This is a genomic window from Pseudomonas sp. GW821-FHT02A11, assembly GCF_059421985.1.
The window spans coordinates 241,840-260,921 of record NZ_JBWKWB010000006.1 but is presented as its reverse complement, the minus strand read 5'-3'; the positions used below and the strand labels follow the sequence as shown (position 1 = coordinate 260,921).

General features: G+C 60.5%; 14 protein-coding genes. 6 read left to right on the top strand and 8 right to left on the bottom strand.

The features are described 5' to 3' along the window. Window positions 1–226 precede the first annotated feature (226 nt). Window positions 227–1,990, top strand: a complete 1,764-nt coding sequence (locus AC07V9_RS12515) for a cation:proton antiporter (protein ID WP_495016013.1) — start codon at window positions 227–229, stop codon at window positions 1,988–1,990. A 28-nt stretch (window positions 1,991–2,018) separates the two neighbouring features. Here the strand turns inward: AC07V9_RS12515 and AC07V9_RS12510 are convergent, their stop codons facing one another. From AC07V9_RS12510 to uvrD, 3 genes are all read right to left on the bottom strand, one after another. After that, on the bottom strand, window positions 2,019–2,426 hold the full coding sequence (locus tag AC07V9_RS12510; protein WP_495016012.1) for an SMI1/KNR4 family protein: 408 nt from the start codon (window positions 2,424–2,426) through the stop codon (window positions 2,019–2,021). 130 nt (window positions 2,427–2,556) lie between these two features. Next, on the bottom strand, window positions 2,557–3,408 hold the full coding sequence (locus tag AC07V9_RS12505) for a Tim44 domain-containing protein (RefSeq protein ID WP_495016011.1): 852 nt from the start codon (window positions 3,406–3,408) through the stop codon (window positions 2,557–2,559). Window positions 3,409–3,730: 322 nt separating this feature from the next. Further along, window positions 3,731–5,917 carry a DNA helicase II gene (uvrD, locus tag AC07V9_RS12500; protein WP_495016010.1) on the bottom strand — a complete coding sequence of 729 codons (2,187 nt, stop codon included), beginning with the start codon at window positions 5,915–5,917 and terminating at the stop codon, window positions 3,731–3,733. Window positions 5,918–6,094: 177 nt separating this feature from the next. Between uvrD and AC07V9_RS12495 the strand changes: the two genes are divergently transcribed. The 3 genes from AC07V9_RS12495 (at window position 6,095) to AC07V9_RS12485 (ending at window position 9,573) form a co-directional block, all read left to right on the top strand. Continuing rightward, window positions 6,095–8,134, top strand: coding sequence for a putative bifunctional diguanylate cyclase/phosphodiesterase (locus tag AC07V9_RS12495; RefSeq protein ID WP_495016009.1), 2,040 nt, complete (start codon window positions 6,095–6,097; stop codon window positions 8,132–8,134). A 144-nt stretch (window positions 8,135–8,278) separates the two neighbouring features. Continuing rightward, window positions 8,279–9,145: a transcriptional regulator HexR gene (hexR, locus tag AC07V9_RS12490; RefSeq protein ID WP_074754821.1), complete on the top strand. Its 867-nt coding sequence runs from the start codon at window positions 8,279–8,281 to the stop codon at window positions 9,143–9,145. A gap of 215 nt (window positions 9,146–9,360) precedes the next feature. Beyond that, the gene (locus AC07V9_RS12485; RefSeq protein WP_495016008.1) at window positions 9,361–9,573 is read left to right on the top strand and encodes a PA3496 family putative envelope integrity protein; all 213 of its coding nucleotides are present in this window, start codon (window positions 9,361–9,363) and stop codon (window positions 9,571–9,573) included. Here AC07V9_RS12485 and AC07V9_RS12480 read toward each other — a convergent pair. Continuing rightward, window positions 9,539–10,489 carry a LysR family transcriptional regulator gene (locus AC07V9_RS12480; protein ID WP_495016007.1) on the bottom strand — a complete coding sequence of 317 codons (951 nt, stop codon included), beginning with the start codon at window positions 10,487–10,489 and terminating at the stop codon, window positions 9,539–9,541. The two genes, AC07V9_RS12485 and AC07V9_RS12480, sit on opposite strands and share 35 nt — an antisense overlap. 197 nt (window positions 10,490–10,686) lie before the next feature. Here AC07V9_RS12480 and AC07V9_RS12475 point away from each other — a divergent pair, with 197 nt between their 5' ends. After that, window positions 10,687–12,102, top strand: coding sequence for an acetyl-CoA carboxylase biotin carboxylase subunit (locus AC07V9_RS12475; RefSeq protein WP_400596855.1), 1,416 nt, complete (start codon window positions 10,687–10,689; stop codon window positions 12,100–12,102). Between the two features lie 11 nt (window positions 12,103–12,113). After that, window positions 12,114–13,919, top strand: coding sequence for a sodium-extruding oxaloacetate decarboxylase subunit alpha (gene oadA / locus AC07V9_RS12470; RefSeq protein ID WP_495016006.1), 1,806 nt, complete (start codon window positions 12,114–12,116; stop codon window positions 13,917–13,919). Window positions 13,920–14,214: 295 nt separating this feature from the next. On the opposite strand, the gene AC07V9_RS12465 is transcribed toward oadA, so the two are convergent. From AC07V9_RS12465 to AC07V9_RS12450, 4 genes are read right to left on the bottom strand one after another with little or no spacing between them, the layout of a single operon-like run. Next, window positions 14,215–17,205, bottom strand: coding sequence for an autotransporter outer membrane beta-barrel domain-containing protein (locus AC07V9_RS12465; RefSeq protein WP_495016005.1), 2,991 nt, complete (start codon window positions 17,203–17,205; stop codon window positions 14,215–14,217). Window positions 17,206–17,263: 58 nt separating this feature from the next. Then, the gene (locus AC07V9_RS12460) at window positions 17,264–17,935 is read right to left on the bottom strand and encodes a GNAT family N-acetyltransferase (RefSeq protein WP_495016004.1); all 672 of its coding nucleotides are present in this window, start codon (window positions 17,933–17,935) and stop codon (window positions 17,264–17,266) included. 17 nt (window positions 17,936–17,952) lie between these two features. Continuing rightward, complete coding sequence (locus AC07V9_RS12455) at window positions 17,953–18,399, bottom strand: GNAT family N-acetyltransferase (RefSeq protein ID WP_495016003.1); 447 nt, start codon at window positions 18,397–18,399, stop codon at window positions 17,953–17,955. Continuing rightward, window positions 18,392–19,030, bottom strand: coding sequence for an FMN-binding negative transcriptional regulator (locus tag AC07V9_RS12450; protein ID WP_495016002.1), 639 nt, complete (start codon window positions 19,028–19,030; stop codon window positions 18,392–18,394). Before AC07V9_RS12450 ends, AC07V9_RS12455 begins: the two co-directional genes overlap by 8 nt. Window positions 19,031–19,082: the final 52 nt, after the last annotated feature.

Below are 19,082 nucleotides of genomic sequence, written 5' to 3'. Positions count from 1 at the left end.
TATCGGGACGCTGGTCGTCGGCTTGCCGTCACGCCCGGGTCTATCTGTTTCTATATATTGCACCGGCTTTATCGGCTTTTGTGCGGTGTTAACCTGCGAAAACCTTGGATGGGGTATTTCCTGCGTTCCGCTCAGAAATTTCTGACCCTGTTGACGACTTTTCGTACAGCAGCCGTCTCTCTTTCAGCATGAACGCGCATCTTTAAGTCGTACAAGGAGCCGCGCCATGCATGCCATCAGCTTTATTCAGGATCTGGCAGTCATCATGCTGGTGGCTGGCGTCGTGACCGTCCTGTTTCATCGACTGAAACAACCGGTGGTACTGGGATACATCGCCGCCGGCTTCATCATCGGCCCGCACACCCCGCCGTTCGGCCTGATTCACGACGAAGACACCATCAAGATCCTCGCCGAACTGGGGGTGATCTTCCTCATGTTCTGCCTTGGGCTTGAGTTCAGCCTGCGCAAGCTGTTCAAAGTCGGTGCCACAGCCTTTATAGCGGCGTTTCTCGAGATCATGCTGATGATCTGGATCGGTTATGAAATCGGCCAGTTCTTCGGCTGGAGCACCATGGACTCGCTGTTCTTGGGCGCGATTCTGGCGATTTCCTCGACCACCATCATCGTCAAGGCCCTCAACGACCTAAAGATGAAAAACCAGCGCTTCGCGCAATTGATCTTCGGCGTGCTTATCGTCGAGGACATCCTTGGCATCGGCATCATTGCCTTGCTGTCGGGCATCGCGGTCAGTGGCACGGTCAGTTCCGGCGAAGTGTTTTCGACGGTAGGCAAGCTTTCGCTGTTCATGATCGTCGCGTTGGTAATCGGCATTCTGCTGGTGCCGCGCTTGTTGGCTTATGTGGCGAAATTCGAAAGCAACGAAATGTTGCTGATCACGGTGTTGGGCCTGTGCTTCGGCTTCTGCTTGCTGGTGGTCAAACTCGAATACAGCATGGTGCTGGGTGCGTTCCTGATCGGCGCGATCATGGCGGAATCCAAGCAATTGGCGAAGATCGAGCACCTGATCGAGCCCATTCGTGACATGTTCAGCGCCATCTTTTTCGTGGCGATCGGCTTGTTGATTGATCCACAGATTCTCCTTGATTACGCCTGGCCCATCGCCGTGATCACGGTCGCCGTGGTGCTGGGCAAGATGTTGTCGTGCGGGCTTGGAGCCTTTATCGCCGGTAACGATGGCAAGACCTCATTGCGCGTGGGCATGGGGCTGTCACAGATTGGCGAATTTTCCTTCATCATCGCGGCGCTGGGCATGACGCTGCAGGTGACCAGCGACTTCCTTTATCCCGTCGCCGTGGCGGTTTCGGCGATCACCACGTTGCTCACGCCCTACCTGATTCGCGCCGCCGATCCGTTGTCCCACTCTCTCGCCGGGATTGTGCCTACACGGGTGGCGCGTGTTTTCGGCCTTTATGGGGAATGGCTGCGCAGCATTCAGCCACAAGGCCAGGGGGCGTTACTGGCGTCGATGATTCGCAAGATCCTGCTGCAGGTGGGGGTGAATCTGGCGTTGGTGGTGGCGATCTTCTTTTGCGGGGCGTATTTCGCTGAGCGCATTGGCGATTATTTCAGCGAGTGGGTCGCTGAGGTGGGGCAACAGAAGGCCTGGATCTGGGGCGCGTCGCTGCTGTTGTCGCTGCCATTTTTGATCGCGGTGTATCGCAAACTCAAGGCGCTGTCGATGTTGCTGGCGGAGATGAGCGTCAAGCCGGAAATGGCCGGACGGCATACCGAGCGCGTGCGACGGGTGATCGCTGAAGTGATCCCGCTGCTGTCACTGATGGTGATTTTCCTGCTGATCGCCTTGCTGTCGGCGAGCATGTTGCCGACCAGCGAATGGCTGCTGCTGATCGTGGTGGTGGCGGGGGTGGTTGCGGCGGTGCTGTGGCGCTGGTTTATCCGCGTGCATACGCGCATGCAGATCGCGCTGCTGGAAACACTGGGCAATCATCAGGAGCCTTCGGAGCGCTAGGCTCCGAGGGCGCCTGTCAGGCGGGGTGTCAGCTTTCCAGCCAGACGTCCCGCGCCCAGTGCCAGACCGATTCCCAGTTTTCTTCGGTAACCAGTTCTTCTTCGCCGGACCACAGCACGACAGTGCCGTCTTCCTCGACGCAATAATAGTCATCGCCGTCCTGACAGATCGGGATCAGCTCACGCGGAACGCCGATATCCCAGGCGTTGGCCGCAACGTCTGGCAGGTAGGTGTGAGATTGCGGATCGGTCACGGTCACCGGCTCCAGGCTGCCGTACACCACGTCGCTGACGGTCAGCAGAAACTCCTTGAAGACGAAAGGAATGTTGATGAACAGCTGCTCTTCGATTTCGACAAGCTGATCTTCGTCCGGCAGCTCAAGCGGGACTGGAACCGGCTCATTGGCTTCACGGAGTTGTTCGATGACTTCTTCCACGACGTGGATCCTCTAACGATTTGCGCGGTTTATACAGTAGCTCAAAGACATCACCAAATTAACTGCGAGGTTCAAAAAACAAAACCCCGAAACAAGTTCGGGGTTTTGACTAAAGCGACGACGCAGAGTTTCAGCCGTTCTGGCGAATACCTGCCACCAGCCAAGGCTGGTTTTCGCCTTGGGCGCGTTCCATGTTCCAGCTTTCGCTGAACACTTCACCCTGGTCGAAGCGCGAGGTCTTGGAGACGCCGCTGAAGGTCAGCGTGGCGATGGTCTTGTCGGCGCGATCGTCAACCCCTTCAAGCTGCACGGTGAGGTTGTCGATGTAGGTCGACTGGAAGCCGTTACCCAGATCGGCACGTTCTTTTTTCAGGAACTGCAGCATTTGCGGGGTCACGAACTCGGCGATCTTGTCCATTTCGTTCGCATCCCAGTGCTGCTGCAGCGACTGGAAGTGATTGCGCGCGGCTTCGATGAAGCGCTCTTCATTGAACCAGGCCGGCGCGTTGATCACCGGACGGGCCGATGCGGCAGGCGAACCGCCGAACATCGAGTTGGCGTTCTGCGCAGGCTGCTGCAAGGTTTCACGCTGGTAGGGAGCGCCAGCCGGAGCCATTTGAGGCTGTTGCTTGCGTCGACGGGCCGCAATGAAGCGGAAGATCACGAAAGCAATGACCGCCATGATCAGGATGTCGAAGAACTGCATGCCCTGGAAGCCGCCGCCCATGAACATGGAGGCGAGCAGGCCACCGGCAGCGATACCGGCTAGAGGGCCCAGCCATTTGGAAGCACCGCCCGCAGCGGGCGCAGGACGACCGGCGGCGTTAGGTGCAGCGGCAGGAGCGGAAGGAGCTGTCTGACGCGCCTGGTGAGTCGGCGCCGAGCCCATGCTCTTGCCACCACCAAAACGCGCGGCGTTGGCGTCCAGACTCATGGTGAGCCCGATGACCAGCGCCAAAGCGATGCTTAGAAAACGTTGCATATTGGGAATTCCCGTTTGTGGATTGCACGCGCGCCATATTGAACAGGACAAATGTGTCTGACCAGCGACCATATGTTTCTGGCTTTTGCGTGGATCTTCACAGCGCCCGTACTACTTGGGTTGTAGGCAGGTGAAGAAAGTTCTGTAGGAAAGATGGGGGTGAGATGTAGGAATGCAACCGTGGGGGTGGGTAATGACGCAAATCCTCTGTGGGAGCGAATTTATTTGCGAGACGATCATTCAGACGACAGAGACGTGTCGAATGTACTGGCCTCTCGCGAATGATTCGCTCCCACAGATTTTTTGCGGTATCAGCGACAGCTCAAACCGGCTCCAGCTTTGCGTAACCGAGCATCAGCCACTTGCTGCCTTCGGAGAAATTCACCTGCACCCGGGCCTGAGCGCCGGCGCCCTCAAAGTTGAGGATCACGCCTTCGCCAAACACCGCATGCTGCACCCGCTGGCCCAGCGAGAACTGGCTCTGTGGGATGCCTTCGCCGTCGAACAAACGACTCGGCGCCATGGTCTTGGAGCCGCCGAACGGACGCGACACGCTGTTGGACAGGCGCACCTCCTGAATCAGATTCGGCGGCACTTCACGTACGAAACGCGAAACCTTGTTGTAGGTCTCGCTGCCGTACAGGCGTCGGGTTTCGGCGTAGGTCAGCACTAGGTTCTGCATCGCGCGGGTAATCCCGACGTAGGCCAGGCGGCGTTCTTCTTCCAGACGGCCCGGTTCTTCCAGGCTCATCTTGTGCGGGAACAGGCCTTCTTCCATGCCCACCAGGAACACGTACGGGAACTCCAGGCCCTTGGCGCTGTGCAGCGTCATCAGCTGAATGCTGTCTTCGTGCTCGTCGGCCTGGGCATCGCCGGCTTCCAGCGAGGCATGACCGAGGAAAGCCGCCAGTGGTGTCAGGTCTTCCTCGTCTTCGCTGTTTTCGAACGCGCGTGCAGCGCTGACCAGTTCCTCAAGGTTTTCTACCCGGGCCTGGCCTTTTTCGCCTTTTTCTTCCTGGTGATAAGTGATCAGCCCGGATTGCTCGATGACCGTCTGGGTCATCAGGTGCAGCGGCATCTCCATGACCTTGGCCGAAAGGTTCTCGATCAGCTCGATGAAGGCGCCCAAGGCGCTGGCGGCGCGGCCGGTCACGCCCTTATTGGCGACCAGCAGACGCATGGATTCCCACATCGACACGTCGGCATGGCGCGCGTGCTCGCGAATCGCTTCGACGGTTTTCTCGCCGATGCCGCGCGGCGGCACGTTGATCACGCGTTCCAGCGCCGAGTCGTTGCCGCGCCCTTCCAGAATGCGCAGGTAAGCCATGGCGTTCTTGATTTCGGCACGCTCGAAGAAGCGCTGGCCGCCATAGATGCGGTACGGAATGCGCTCGCGCAGCAGCGCTTCTTCAAGCACCCGCGACTGGGCGTTGGAGCGATACAGAATGGCGATATCGCTGCGCGACAGGCCGGTCTTGATCGCGCTTTCGATGGTCTCGACCACGTAGCGCGCTTCGTCGTGCTCGTTGAACGCCGCGTACAGGCTGATCAGCTCGCCATCGCCAACGTCGGTCCACAGCTCTTTGCCCAGGCGGCCGCTGTTGTTGACGATCAGGCCGTTGGCGGCTTTCAGGATGCTGGCGGTGGAGCGGTAGTTCTGCTCCAGCCGAATGGTTTCGGTGTCAGGGAAGTCATCGGAGTACTGATGAATGTTCTCGATCTTGGCGCCGCGCCAGCCGTAGATCGACTGGTCGTCGTCGCCCACCACCATCAAACTGTCGCCGCCCTTGGCCAGCAGGCGCAACCAGGCGTACTGCACGGCGTTGGTGTCCTGGAATTCGTCCACCAGAACGTGACGGAAGCGGCGTTGGTAGTGTTCCAGCAGGCCCGGATTGTCGCGCCACAGGTCCAGCGCGCGTAGCAAAAGCTCTGAGAAGTCGATGACACTGGCCCGCTGGCAGGCCGCTTCGTAGTTCTCGTAGATGGCTTTCATGGTGCTCAGGAACAGATCGCCCGAGGCCTGAATGTGCTTGGGACGCAGGCCTTCGTCTTTCTGACCGTTGATGAACCACTGCGCCTGACGCGCGGGCCATTTCTGCTCGTCCAGCCCCATCTCGCGGATGACGCGCTTGACCAGACGCTGCTGGTCGTCGCTGTCGAGGATCTGGAAATTCTGGTTGAGGCCGGCCTCCTGCCAGTGCGCGCGGAGCAAGCGGTGCGCCAGGCCGTGGAAGGTGCCGACCCACATGCCCGCCGGGCTGATGCCCATCAGCTGCTCGATGCGATGACGCATCTCGGCAGCGGCCTTGTTGGTGAACGTCACCGACAGGATCGAGTGCGGCGACGCGTTTTCGACCTGGATCAGCCAGGCGATACGGTGCACCAGCACGCGGGTTTTGCCGGAGCCAGCGCCAGCGAGAACCAACTGACGACCCACGGAAGCGGCGACCGCCTGGCGTTGGGCATCGTTGAGGGAATTAAGCAGAAGGGAGAGGTCATCATTGTGCATCGGCGCATTCTAGGGTGCCGGGGGATGGCGGGCAAACCCTAACGCCGGTCGGTCGTGAAATGAGCGACGGCATTCATTACGAGCGCCCACGTTTTTTATTTTTCTGACTGTTTGGTCTCTTCGGCTGCTTGTGTATGCTCCGCTCACGTTCAAGGCTCACTAATTACAAGAATCGCCATGATCACCCGCTCAGAAGTCCCGGCCGATGCTGTGGCGACACGTCGTGTCATCCTCAAACAGTACGCCACCCAGCTTGCCGTCGAGCGCACTCGTCTTCTTTATCAGGGGTCGATGCTGCCGACCCTGTTCATGTTCATTAATGGTTTGCTTTGTGCCTGGCTGCTCTGGAGCCCGGAGCGTTATGTGCTTGTCGGTATCTGGGTCAGCTGGCTGTCGGCGCTGGTGTGCCTGCGGGTGCTGCAGGTCACGGCCTTTCGTGCGGCCTCACCGGAACGTCAGGCCCAGCCGATCTGGACGCGCATGTTTCTGGCGGGGGCCTGCGTCAGCGGGCTGACCCTCTCCAGCGCCGCCCTGGTGCTGGTTCCGGTGGAAAATTTCGTTCAGCAAGCGTGGGTCTTCGGCCTCATCGGCGCAGCGACGTTGTCGGCGAGCGTGGCCTACGCGGCAAGCATCCCCGCCTTTCTGACGTTCGCCGTCCCGTGCCTGTTGCCGCCGATCCTGTACCTGTTCTGGGGCGGCGATGTCCCTTTGCGCGGCTGGGGCTGGCTGGGCTTGATCCTGTTGCTGGCGCTGATCGTCGTCGCGGCGCAGGTCAACCGGTTGATCCAGCGCGGCCTGACGCGGCGCTTTCAGAATCTGGCGCTGATCGAACACCTGCAACACGCCCAGGCGCGAAGCGAAGAACTCAATCGCGAGCTGGCCCGACAGTACGAAGAGCGCACGCGCTATCTCTCTCACTATGACGAGCTGACAGGCCTGGCCAACCGCGCCCTGTTCAACGAGCGCCTACGCGAAGCCAATCAGCGCGTGGGCCAAGGCGGGCGAACCCTGGCGTTGCTGCACATCAATCTGGATCGCTTCAAGCTGCTCAATGACACCCTCGGTCACGACATCGCCGACCAGCTGCTGCGCCATGTCGGACGCCGTCTGATCGCCGAACTTTCAGACGCCGATACCGTTGCGCGCTTGTCTGCCGATGAGTTCGCGGTGTTGTTCGATTCCCACAGCAATCTGACGACCCTGGCGCGGATCACCACCTGCTTGCTGGCCAAGCTGCGCTCGCCGACATCGGTGGCCGGGCACGAGCTGGTGGTCAGTGCCTCCGTCGGCATTGCGCTGCTTCCGGGTTCAGCTCGGGACATCGGCACGCTGGTCACCCAGGCAAACATGGCAATGCAGCACGCCAAGCATCTGGGTGGCAATCATTTTCAGTTCTACACCGAGAGCCTGCAGGCGCGCACGCTGGAGCGGCTACAGCTTGAAATTCAACTGCGCCGCGCAATCGAAGATGGCCAGCTTGAGGTGTTCTATCAGCCCAAGCTGGAGCTGGCGACGGAGCGTCTGAGTTCGGCAGAGGCGCTGGTGCGCTGGCGTCATCCCACACGAGGCATGGTGCCTCCCAGCGAGTTCATCGGCCTGGCGGAAGAAACCGGGCTGATCGCTGACATCGGCGAGCTTGTGTTGCGCCGCGCCTGTCGACAGGCCTGTGAATGGCAACGTAGCGGGCTGCGGCCGATTCGGGTGTCGGTCAATCTGTCGGTGCATCAGCTTCGTCAGGGCAAGCTGGTGAGTTTGGTGCGGCAGGTGCTCGAAGAAACCGGCCTCACGCCTGAATACCTGGAGCTTGAGCTGACGGAAAGCCAGCTGCTGGACAGCGTCGAGCACATCATCACCACGTTTCAGCAGCTACGGGAGTTGGGCGTCAAGCTTGCGATCGATGACTTTGGTACCGGTTACTCATCGCTGAGTTACCTCAAGCGTTTCCCGGTGGACTACGTGAAGATCGATCAGGCCTTTATTCGCGGCCTGAGCGAGGGCACCGAGGACGCGGCCATCACCCGCGCAATCATCGCGATGGCGCACAGCCTGGGCTTGAAGGTGGTGGCTGAAGGTGTCGAAAACGCCGAGCAGCTGGCGTTTCTCAGGGCTCACGATTGCGACGAGGTGCAAGGCTACCTCATCAGCCGGCCGGTGGAGGCCAATGCGATGGAAGAGGTCCTGCGCAATTGTTCGACAGTTGCCTGGAGTCGCGTGTGAAAACTCCTACACTGCAAGTCGACCCGGATGTCATGGCTGATCGCTTGCAAGGAGCAAACTCGTTTAGCTGTGCGGTTTGCAGGTCATGTAGTATAACTACAAGAAAGCTACAGCCCGGCCCATCCTTCTATTGAGTCCTGTCCTTTGAATCTGTTGCAGCACATCGCCCAGTCCCGCCATCTCTTGCGTAAGTCAGAGCTCAAGGTAGCCGACCATGTGCTGCTTGATCCTGCGGCTGTCATGCACAGTTCCATGGCCGATCTGGCCCACAGCGTGGGCATCAGTGAGCCAACCATCGTGCGCTTTTGCCGTGCCATCGGTTGTACCGGTTTTCAGGACCTGAAACTCAAGCTCGCGCAAAGCCTTGCGGCCGGCGCCAGCTTCGGCCAGTTCGCGATTCACGAGGATGACTCGGTTGCGGACTACAGCCTGAAAATCTTCGACACCACGCTGCACACGCTGATGGAAGTGCGCGAAAAGCTCGACCCACACGCCCTGCAGGCGGCGGTGACGGTCATGGCAGCAGCCCATCGCGTCGAGTTCTACGGCTTTGGTGCTTCTGGTGCGGTCGCGGCGGACGCGCAGCACAAATTCTTCCGGCTGTTGCTGACGGCTGCGTCCTACTCCGACCCGCACATGCAGGCGATGTCGGCAGTCACCCTCAAGCCAACGGACGTTGCCGTGTGCATCTCGCAATCCGGACGCTCGAAGGATCTGTTGATCACCGCCAACCTCGTGCGTGAGAGCGGCGCCAACCTCATCACTCTGTGCCCAAGCCAGACGCCACTGGCCGAACTGTCGACCGTCAATCTGGCGATCGACGTGCACGAAGATACCGAAATCTACACCCCGCTGACGTCGCGTATCGCCCATCTGGTTGTGATCGACGTGCTGGCCATGGGCGTCGCAATGGCCCGAGGTCCGAGCCTGGTCAACCACCTCAAAAGCGTGAAGCGCAGCTTGCGTAGCCTGCGTCTGTCGCCGAAGTCGATCAAATCGGCTGAGGATTGATATTCGAGCCATGCACCCCTGTAGGAGCGCGCTTGCCCGCGATTGCGGTGTGACATGCTGCCCATGGCTGCCTGACACACTCTATTCGCGGGCAAGCGCGCTCCTACGGTCTAGCTGTTGTGACCCAACCTTCACCAACTTGTAACGCTTCCGACGCTTGATCGTCACTGCGTCCCGGCACTCTGTACTCCCGCACACGCAATGGGAGACAGGATATGCCTCGGCACTACGATGACTCGCAGCAGCAAAGCACCAGCGCCAAGACCCGCCGCCAGCAGGAAGATCAGCGCCGCATGGCGTTTCGGCGTGCAATCGAAACCCGGTTTGAAGACCGCCGCCTGAGCCTCGAATACGACGATTACCTAGAAGCGGGCGCATCGGTCTGGCAGAGCGTCAGCGCCTCGGAAGGTGCCCGTCAAAGCGCGTGACCAGTTCACTGATCTGCGCCCGCTCGGTGCGAATGAACCCAAGGAATGCGTGAGCGACCGGCGACAGACGTTTCTCGCGCGCCTGTACGACGCACCAGCTTCGATACAGCGGCAGCTCGGCCACCGGCAGCTCTTTGAGCGTGCCGGTGGCCAGTTCCAGGCTCAGGGCGTGCCGCGTCAGCAACGCCACGCCAAGCCCTGCCACGACGCATTCGCGCTGCGCTTCGGCGGATGACACCTCCAGCGAATGCTCGAAGTGAATGCGCTTTTCCTTGAAATACTCCTCACACGCCTTGCGCGTTCCCGAGCCTTGTTCGCGCACCACCAGCGTGTGCCCCTCCAGATCTTTCAACGAAGGGTTGGGCAGTTGCGCCAGTGGGTGATCGGGCCTTGCCACTGCCACGATTGGGTTGTTGAGAAACGGCAGAAACTCCAGGCCCATGTCCTGCGGGACCATCGACATCACCACCAGATCATCGCGGTTGTCAGACAGTCGACGAATGACTTGGGCGCGATTAACGACCGTCAAATTAAGCATAACTTCGGGGTATTGGCGCTTAAATGCGGCAAACAGGTGCGGGACAAAATACTTCGCGCTGGACTCGATGGCGAGCTTCAATTGCCCTTGCAGCGAGCCCTGCATGTCCGAAAGCTGCATGTCGAGGTTTTCCAGGCGCCCAAAAATGTCGCGACTGGCAAGCTGCAACGCCTCAGCGGCTTCAGTCAGGTAAAGCTTTTTGCCGACGTACTCGAAAAGAGGCTGACCAATCAGCTCTTCCAGCTGGCGAATCTGCAGGCTGACGGCCGGTTGCGTGAGTGACATTTCCTCAGCGGCGCGGCTGTAAGAGCGCAGATCACAGACTTCGTTGAAAATCCGCAGTTGACGCAATGTCATACGCATCAATGACTTACGCACTTTTCGCCTGCCCCGCTAATGACTGAAAAAGTAACTATAAGGTTTTACTTATGTTTAACCCAATTTTTACTCATTTTTGTTAATTGCTGATTCGTCATAGGGTGCATTCATCGATGCGACGCAACATGCAGTTATAGAATGTCGCTACGAACTGACCGGTCTTCCGGTCCGTCTGCTCATCGGTCGAGGAACTGCCAGTGATAACAAAAATCCTGATCGCCAACCGTGGAGAAATTGCTGTCCGGATCGTGCGCGCTTGCGCCGAAATGGGCATCCGCTCGGTTGCGATCTACTCCGACGCGGACCGCCATGCGCTCCATGTAAAGCGTGCGGATGAGGCGTATGGCATTGGTTCCGAACCGCTCGAGGGTTACTTGAACCCGCGCAAGTTGGTGAACTTGGCCGTGGAAACCGGTTGCGATGCATTGCATCCCGGTTATGGCTTTCTTTCGGAAAACGCCGAACTGGCCGAGATCTGCGCCGAACGTGGAATCAAATTCATCGGTCCGTCCGCTGAAGTGATCCGCCGCATGGGCGACAAGACCGAAGCGCGCCGCAGTATGATCAAGGCTGGCGTACCGGTCACCCCTGGCACCGAAGGCAACGTTGCCGACATCGCCGAAGCGCTGACCGAGGGTGATCGCATCGGCTATCCGGTGATGCTCAAGGCCACCTCCGGTGGTGGCGGTCGCGGCATTCGTCGCTGCAACAGCCGCGAAGAGCTGGAGCAGGCATTTCCCCGCGTGATTTCCGAGGCGACCAAGGCGTTCGGCAAGGCTGAGGTCTTTCTCGAAAAATGCATCGTCAATCCCAAGCACATTGAGGCGCAGATCCTAGGCGACAGCTTTGGCAATGTGGTGCATCTGTTCGAACGTGACTGCTCGATTCAGCGTCGCAACCAGAAGCTCATCGAAATTGCCCCAAGCCCCCAGCTGACCCCTGAACAGCGTGCTTATATCGGCGACCTGTCGGTGCGCGCGGCCAAGGCCGTGGGTTACGAGAACGCTGGCACCGTGGAGTTCCTGCTCGCCGAGGGCGAGGTGTACTTCATGGAGATGAACACCCGAGTGCAGGTGGAACACACCATCACCGAGGAAATTACCGGTATCGACATCGTTCGCGAGCAGATCCGCATCGCATCCGGCCTGCCGCTTTCGGTGAAACAGGAAGACATCATTCACCGAGGCTTCGCTTTGCAGTTCCGCATCAACGCCGAAGACCCGAAAAACAACTTCCTGCCCAGCTTCGGCAAGATCACTCGTTACTACGCACCCGGCGGGCCAGGCGTGCGCACCGACACGGCGATCTACACCGGCTACACCATTCCGCCGTTCTACGACTCCATGTGCCTGAAGCTGATTGTCTGGGCGCTGACCTGGGAAGAGGCGATGGACCGTGGGCTGCGCGCGTTGGACGACATGCGTCTGCAAGGCGTGAAGACCACCGCTGCGTACTACCAGGAAATCCTGCGCAACCCGGAATTCCGTAGCGGCCAGTTCAACACCAGCTTCGTTGAAAGCCACCCTGAACTGACCAACTACTCGATCAAGCGCAAACCCGAAGAGCTGGCTCTGGCCATCGCCGCCGCCATTGCCGCCCACGCAGGCCTGTGAGGAACATAACAATGTCCAAAAAGATTTTTGTAACTGACACCATCCTGCGCGACGCCCATCAATCGCTGTTGGCGACCCGCATGCGCACCGAGGACATGCTGCCGATCTGCGAAAAGCTCGACAAAGTCGGCTACTGGTCGCTGGAAGTCTGGGGCGGCGCGACGTTCGACGCTTGTGTGCGCTTTCTGAAAGAAGACCCGTGGGAGCGCCTGCGCCAACTGCGCGCCGCGTTGCCCAACACCCGCCTGCAAATGCTGCTGCGTGGTCAGAACCTGCTGGGCTATCGCCATTACAGCGACGACGTGGTCAAAGCTTTCGTCGCCAAGGCTGCGGTCAACGGCATCGACGTGTTTCGCATCTTCGACGCCATGAACGACGTGCGTAACCTGCGCGTGGCCATTGAAGCGGTGAAGGCTGCGGGCAAGCACGCTCAAGGCACCATTGCCTACACCGTCAGCCCGGTACACACCGTCGAGGCCTTTGTTGCTCAGGCCAAGCAGATGGAAGCCATGGGTTGCGACTCTGTCGCGATCAAGGACATGGCCGGTCTGCTGACGCCCTTCGCAGCGGGCGAGCTGGTCAAGGCGCTGAAAGCCGAGCAATCGCTGCCAGTGTTCATTCATTCCCACGACACCGCTGGTTTGGCCGCCATGTGTCAGCTAAAGGCCGTGGAAAACGGCGCTGATCACATTGACACCGCGATCTCCAGCTTCGCCTGGGGCACCAGCCATCCGGGCACCGAATCGATGGTCGCGGCGCTCAAGGGCAGCGAATTCGACACCGGTCTGGATCTGGAACTGCTGCAAGAAATCGGCTTGTACTTCTATGCCGTGCGTAAGAAATATCACCAGTTCGAGAGCGAATTCACCGCAGTCGACACCCGCGTGCAGGTCAATCAGGTGCCAGGCGGCATGATTTCCAACCTGGCCAACCAGCTCAAGGAGCAGGGTGCGCTCAACCGCATGGGCGAAGTGCTGGCCGAGATCCCGCGTGTGCGCAAAGACCTGGGCTACCCACCGCTGGTGACCCCGACGTCGCAGATTGTCGGCACCCAGGCGTTCTTCAACGTGCTGGCTGGCGAGCGTTACAAAACCATCACCAACGAAGTGAAGCTCTATCTCACCGGCGGTTACGGCAAGGCACCGGGCCAGGTCGACGAGAAGCTGCGTCGTCAGGCCATCGGCAATGAAGAGTTGATCGACGTGCGTCCAGCAGATCTGCTGAAGCCTGAGATGACCAAGCTGCGTGGCGAAATCGGCGCGCTGGCCAAGTCGGAAGAAGACGTGCTGACTTACGCGATGTTCCCTGACATTGGGCGCAAGTTCCTTGAAGAACGCGCGGCTGGCACGCTGGCACCTGAGCCGCTGCTGCCGATTCCCGAGCCGGGGTCCGTGGCCAAGGCGAGCGGCGAGGGTGTGCCGACCGAGTTCGTCATCGACGTTCACGGCGAGAGCTACCGCGTCGACATCACCGGTGTCGGCGTCAAGGCAGAGGGCAAGCGCCATTTCTACCTGTCTATCGACGGCATGCCGGAAGAAGTGGTGTTCGAGCCGCTCAACGAGTTCGTCGGCGGCGGCATCGGCAAGCGTGCTCAGGCCAGCAAACCGGGTCACGTCAGCACCACCATGCCGGGCAACATCGTCGATGTGCTGGTCAAGGAAGGTGACGTGGTCAAGGCCGGCCAGGCCGTGCTGATCACCGAAGCGATGAAGATGGAAACCGAGGTTCAGGCGGCTGTCGCCGGCAAGGTCGTGGCGATCCACGTCGCCAAGGGCGACCGCGTGAATCCGGGCGAGATTCTGGTCGAGATCGAGTGATCGCGAGCATTCACGATAAACAGCCCCGCGCACAGACGCGCAGGGCTGTATGTTTACCTCTGGGGGAGCTCTCGTGGCTCCTCTTTTTTTGCCCGCGAAATACCGATCTGCTTCTGCCCGGAGGGCGTAGGAGCCCGACTTGTCGGCGATCTGGCGCGAAGCGGCAGTCAACCCGGCACATGCGATTTGCCTGACACAGCCAAGGTGTCTGATTTTGCTGCCGGTGCCCGGCAGGTCGCGGGCAAGCGCGCTCCTGCGCCCTTCGGGCAGAATCAACAGCGACGCCTGGCGCCTCTTAGAAACTCATCTGCCACTGCCCCATCAACGCATGATTGCGGCTATTGCTGCCCAGTTCGCCGTTGTAGCCGACGCTCAGGGTGTGACGTGAGGAAATGCCCAGGTCCAGACCGGCTTCGACCATCAGGCTGTCGCGATCCAGGGCGGAGCCTTCGACGCTGAACGCGCTGCCGCCCAGAACGAAGGCCTGACGAGTCTTGCTGTCGACGTCGCCGTAGGTGTGACGCCAGCCCAGGCTGCCCCGTGGCGTGAGGCTCATGCCGTTTTCCAATGGGGTCAGCTGTGCCAAACGCACGCCGAATGTGCTACTGAAATTGTCCTGGCTTTGCGCGTCGACGTTCAGGGCTGCTGAGCCGCCTTTCTCGGTATAGCTGTCGCGGTGGTAGCGCTGGTAGCCGAGGTTGGCGAACGGCTCGACGTTAAGGCGGCCGCTGCCCATCGCGTAGCCCAGTTCGGCGAAGGCTTGCTGGCTGTCGGCGTCGTAGTCGCCTTTCGGACGATCACTGAAGCCATCGAACGTGACCGAGCGTTTGCTCTCGCCATCGTGACCGCTGTAGGCCGCGCCCAGTCTCAGGGCCAGCGGGCCGTCCTTGCGCTGTGCATAAGCGCCGATATGCCAGCTGTTGACCTTGCCGTCGACGCCCGTGCTGTCCAGGTCGGTACGCGAATATCCGCCCAGCACGCCCATGCGCCAGGCCGGCGTTAGCGACCAATCGACGCCCAGTACGCTGCCTTTGGTGCGTTGTTCAAGACCGGCGCTGCCATGCTCGCCATCGAGCTTGCCGTAGCTGCCGATGCCTTGCAGCCAGACCCGACCACGTGCATTCGGGTCATTCAGATTGCGCGCGGCATTCGGCACGCCGGTGGCGGCAAGGGCGGGTGTGTCCTTGTCATCCATGCCGACCAGCAGGCTCGAACCGCTGCTCATGCCTTGCATCGCCGACATCATCGTTGCGCCGACTTGCGACGCGCCGCTCAGAGTGGCACCGGTCAGGCTGGCGTTGCTGCTGCCAGCCAGTTGTTCAATGGCCGCTCCCGCAGAGGATGTGCTGGTGTTAAGCAGCGCCTTGTACAGCGCGCTGTTGCTGCCGAGTGAAGCCAGGCTGGTGGCTGCCTGACTGCCGTTGCCGGTGCTGGCGTAATCATTGAACGCGACATCGTTGCGGGTATAGGCCAGGCCGACGCTGGTCGGCTGATAAGTGAGCGTCGGCGTGAGGAATGCGTAGTCGCTGGTGACGCTGCCGAACGTGCCAGTGATGCTGCCCGCTTGAAGGACGGTGTACTGACTCTGCCACGGGTAAGTCCCCGAGCTGGCATTAACCACGAGCGTAGCGCCATTGAGGTTGGCGTTGCCGCTGACCTTGATCGTCGCGCTGTCGCCGTTGGCGTTGGCACCAAAGGCGACGGTCGAGCCGCTGCCCATGTTCAGGTTGCCGTTCACCTGCGCGGCACCCAGCGCCTTGCTGGCGACCAGCGTGCCGTTGACGTTGAGTCCGCCGACTGTACCGCCGCCCGCGTAGACGCCACCCTGATCGACCGTCATGGCGCCTGCGATGCCGCCCTGGTTGATCAGGGTTGCGCCGCTGGAGACGCTGCCGCCGTCACTGAAGTCGCCGCTGCCGGTGAGTGTCCAGGTGCCCTGACGCACTTGCAGGGTTTCGAAATTCCGGCTGGCGCCGAAGCTGCCACCCAGTGCGTCGTCCATGATCACGGTATCGGTGCCGGTGCCGCCGTCGACCACACCGACGAACTGGCTGTTGTGGCCCAGGGTCAGGGTGTCGTTGCCGCCGCCCATGTCCATGGCCAGGCCGTTGCTGCCGCTGATCAGGCCGTTGTTGTAGACGTTGTCGGCGAATTCGCCGACCAGCTTGATGCCGAAGCCGTTCAGGCCTTCGATGGTGCCGTGGTTGATCAGGGTCGTGGCGGCTACGCCAGAACCGCCGCTGCCGTCATCGACCAGAATGGCGTTGTCGACGCTGCTGATCAGTGCGTTGTTGGCGTTGAAGAGGTAACCGCCGCCCGCGGCGATGCCCTCGCTGCCATTGGCAAAGCCGTTCTTGTCCACGCCGCTGGCGCCCAGGCCTTTGATGGTGCCGTAGTTTTCGATGTGGGCGACCAGGTCGATGTCCACGCCATCGCCGTCGCCGTTGGGCTGCAGGCCGTTGTTGCTGCCGGTGATGGTGCCGTAGTTGATCACCGTACCGTTGCCGTCCGAGCCGAAGCCCGATCCGTTGCGGCCCACGATGACGCCGGTGGCGTAGTTGGTCAGCGTGGCCCCGAGGTCGGTGGTGATGCCATGGCGGCCGCCCGAGATGAGGCCATAGTTGTTGATCGTCACGCCGGTGGACGAATCGACGTCGATACCGTCGAACTTCTGGTCGGCGGTGGTCGAGTCGCCTGAGGAAATTTCGCCGTAGTTGGTGATGGTCGCGTTCGAGCCGGTCTTCATGCCGTCGCTCAGATCTCCGCGAATCAGTCCGCCTGCGCGGTTGATGAGTGTAGTGGACACGCCTGCGCCGCGCACGGCGTCCAGATCGATGCCCTGGCCGCCACCGGTCGAGCGAATGGTGCCGCTGTTGTCGATCAGGATCGAGCCGCTGGGGAAGTTGCTGTTGATGCGCAGCGCGTCGTCGGTGCTGGTAATCACGCCACCGGCACGGTTGGTGATGCTGTAGTTGCGTGCCGTCGTCTCGTCGCCGCTGCTGTCGATCGCGCGGCCGCCTGTGGACTGGATAGTGCCGCTGTTATCGACGACGACACCGGTCCCGCTGGTCGTGCCCTTGAGGCTCACGCCTTTGCCGGTCGGAACGATAAGGCTGCCGGTATGAGTGACCGTCAGTGTGTCGGCGCCGCTCAATTCGACGCCCGTCGTGGTTGCTGTGGAAATCAGCAGATTTTGCGGCGCGGCGACGGCGAGTGCCTCGGCTGTAAATCCGCTGGAGACGATTACCGCGATGTGCAAGGCGAGACGAGACTTGGCGCGAGGCATGACGGACGGCCTGTTTGTATAAAAGGGCCGTCCTATATAGCCGTTTGATATGACAGGTTTATAACGACCGGAAATGACTCAGTGTGTCGATTTGTTTCCCGTCCTTGAAGTTATCCACAGCCAGCCACGCAACGAAGGCCTGTTCGATGTGCGGCCATTCACTGTCCAGCATCGAAAACCATGCCGTGTTGCGGTTCTTGCCTTTGACGATCATGTGCTGACGAAACGTGCCCTCGAAGCTGAAGCCCAAGCGCTCGGCCGCCGCGATGGAGCGGGCATTGTCGGCGTTACATTTCCATTCCAGGCGACGATTGCCCAGCGCGAACGACTCCTTGGCCAGCAGGTAAACCGCCTCGGTGCTTTTTGGCGTGCGCTGCATCGAGGCGCCAAAGGTGACGTGGCCGATTTCGATACGCCCCGCACTGGGCACGATGGACATCAGGCTGAGAAACCCATCGATGACGCCGGTCTGCTGATCGATCACGGTGTAGAACCACGGATCGGTCGAGGCCTGCAGGCTCACCAGGTAATCGTCGAAGGCCGCGCGTTCGGTAAACGGCCCCACGGCCAGGTAATCCCACAGCTTCGGGTCGGCGCCGGGGCCTTCCAATGCGTTCCACAAACCGTCTGCATGGCGTGCGGCGTCGAGTTTTTCCAGGCGGATGAAGCGGCCGTTCAGCGTGCGTGTGTCGGGCAGTTTTGCCGATGGCCAGTGTTCAACGTTCGACATGTTCGGGTTTCCAGGGCTCAGAGCGGTTTGCGAAATTGAATGAAGCCGGGACGTTCGGCGATGCGTTCATACAGCTCGATGGCCGTGGCATTGGTTTCGTGGGTCAGCCAATGAACCTTGTCGGCGCCGTCCTTCTTGGCGGCGGCGTACACGTATTCGATCAGCTTGCGACCCACACCGGTGCCGCGTTGGTCTGGCGTCACCAGCAGGTCCTGAAGATAGCAGGACCAATGGATGCTCCAGTTTGATCGGTGATAAATGAAGTGGACCATGCCCACCGCCTTGCCGTCCTGCCAGGCGAGGGCCGCGTTGGTCGGCTCGTTGCTGTCGAGAAAGCGTTGCCATGTGCTTTCGGTCACGGCGTCCGGCAGTTCGGTCTTGTAAAAAGTCAGGTAGGCCTTCCACAGCGGCAGCCAGGCGGCGTGGTCGTCGGCGGTCACGGGGCGGATCTGTACGTCAGACACGGGTTTCTCCTTGGCTCATCAATTGAGCGATTTCCTGATCGAGAGGGTGCTGGCTGGCGGCCAGGCCCCTGCGCACGCCGGCGATGTCATCGGCGCTGCGGTTCTGGTTGAGCTTGCGCTTGCCCTCCAGCCGGTCGATGGGGATGGCGAAGCCGACGATGCCGTTGAGCATCTTTTCGATGTAGTCGGCGGGTGCGTCGCTCACGGCCCAGGGCTCGGCGCGACCGGCTTCGTGTTTGTCGGTCAGGCCGCTGACGATCTGCAGCAGGCGCGCAGGGTCGGTGAAGACCTCGGCGCGGCCATAGGCGTGCACGGCCACGTAATTCCAGGTCGGCACCACTTTGCCGTGCTCGCCCTTGGCGGCGTAGAACGAGGGGCTGATGTAGGCATCGGCGCCCTGAAAAATCACCAGCGCCTCGCCCGATGCAAGGGTTTTCCACTGCGCGTTGGCTTTGGCCAGATGCCCGAACAGCGTGCCGTTGGGGCCTGCTTTGGGGTCGAGCAACAGCGGTACGTGAATAGCCTGCAGGCCCGTTTCATCAGCCGTGATCAGGGTGGCCAGCCGCGTGCCTTCGATTTGCCGGTGCAGGCTGTCGAGATCCTCATCTTTGAAATAGCTGGGTGTGTACATGAGATTTTCCTTGGCGACTGGCCCCATCCTAGGCAGCCTATTGGCCTGTTGT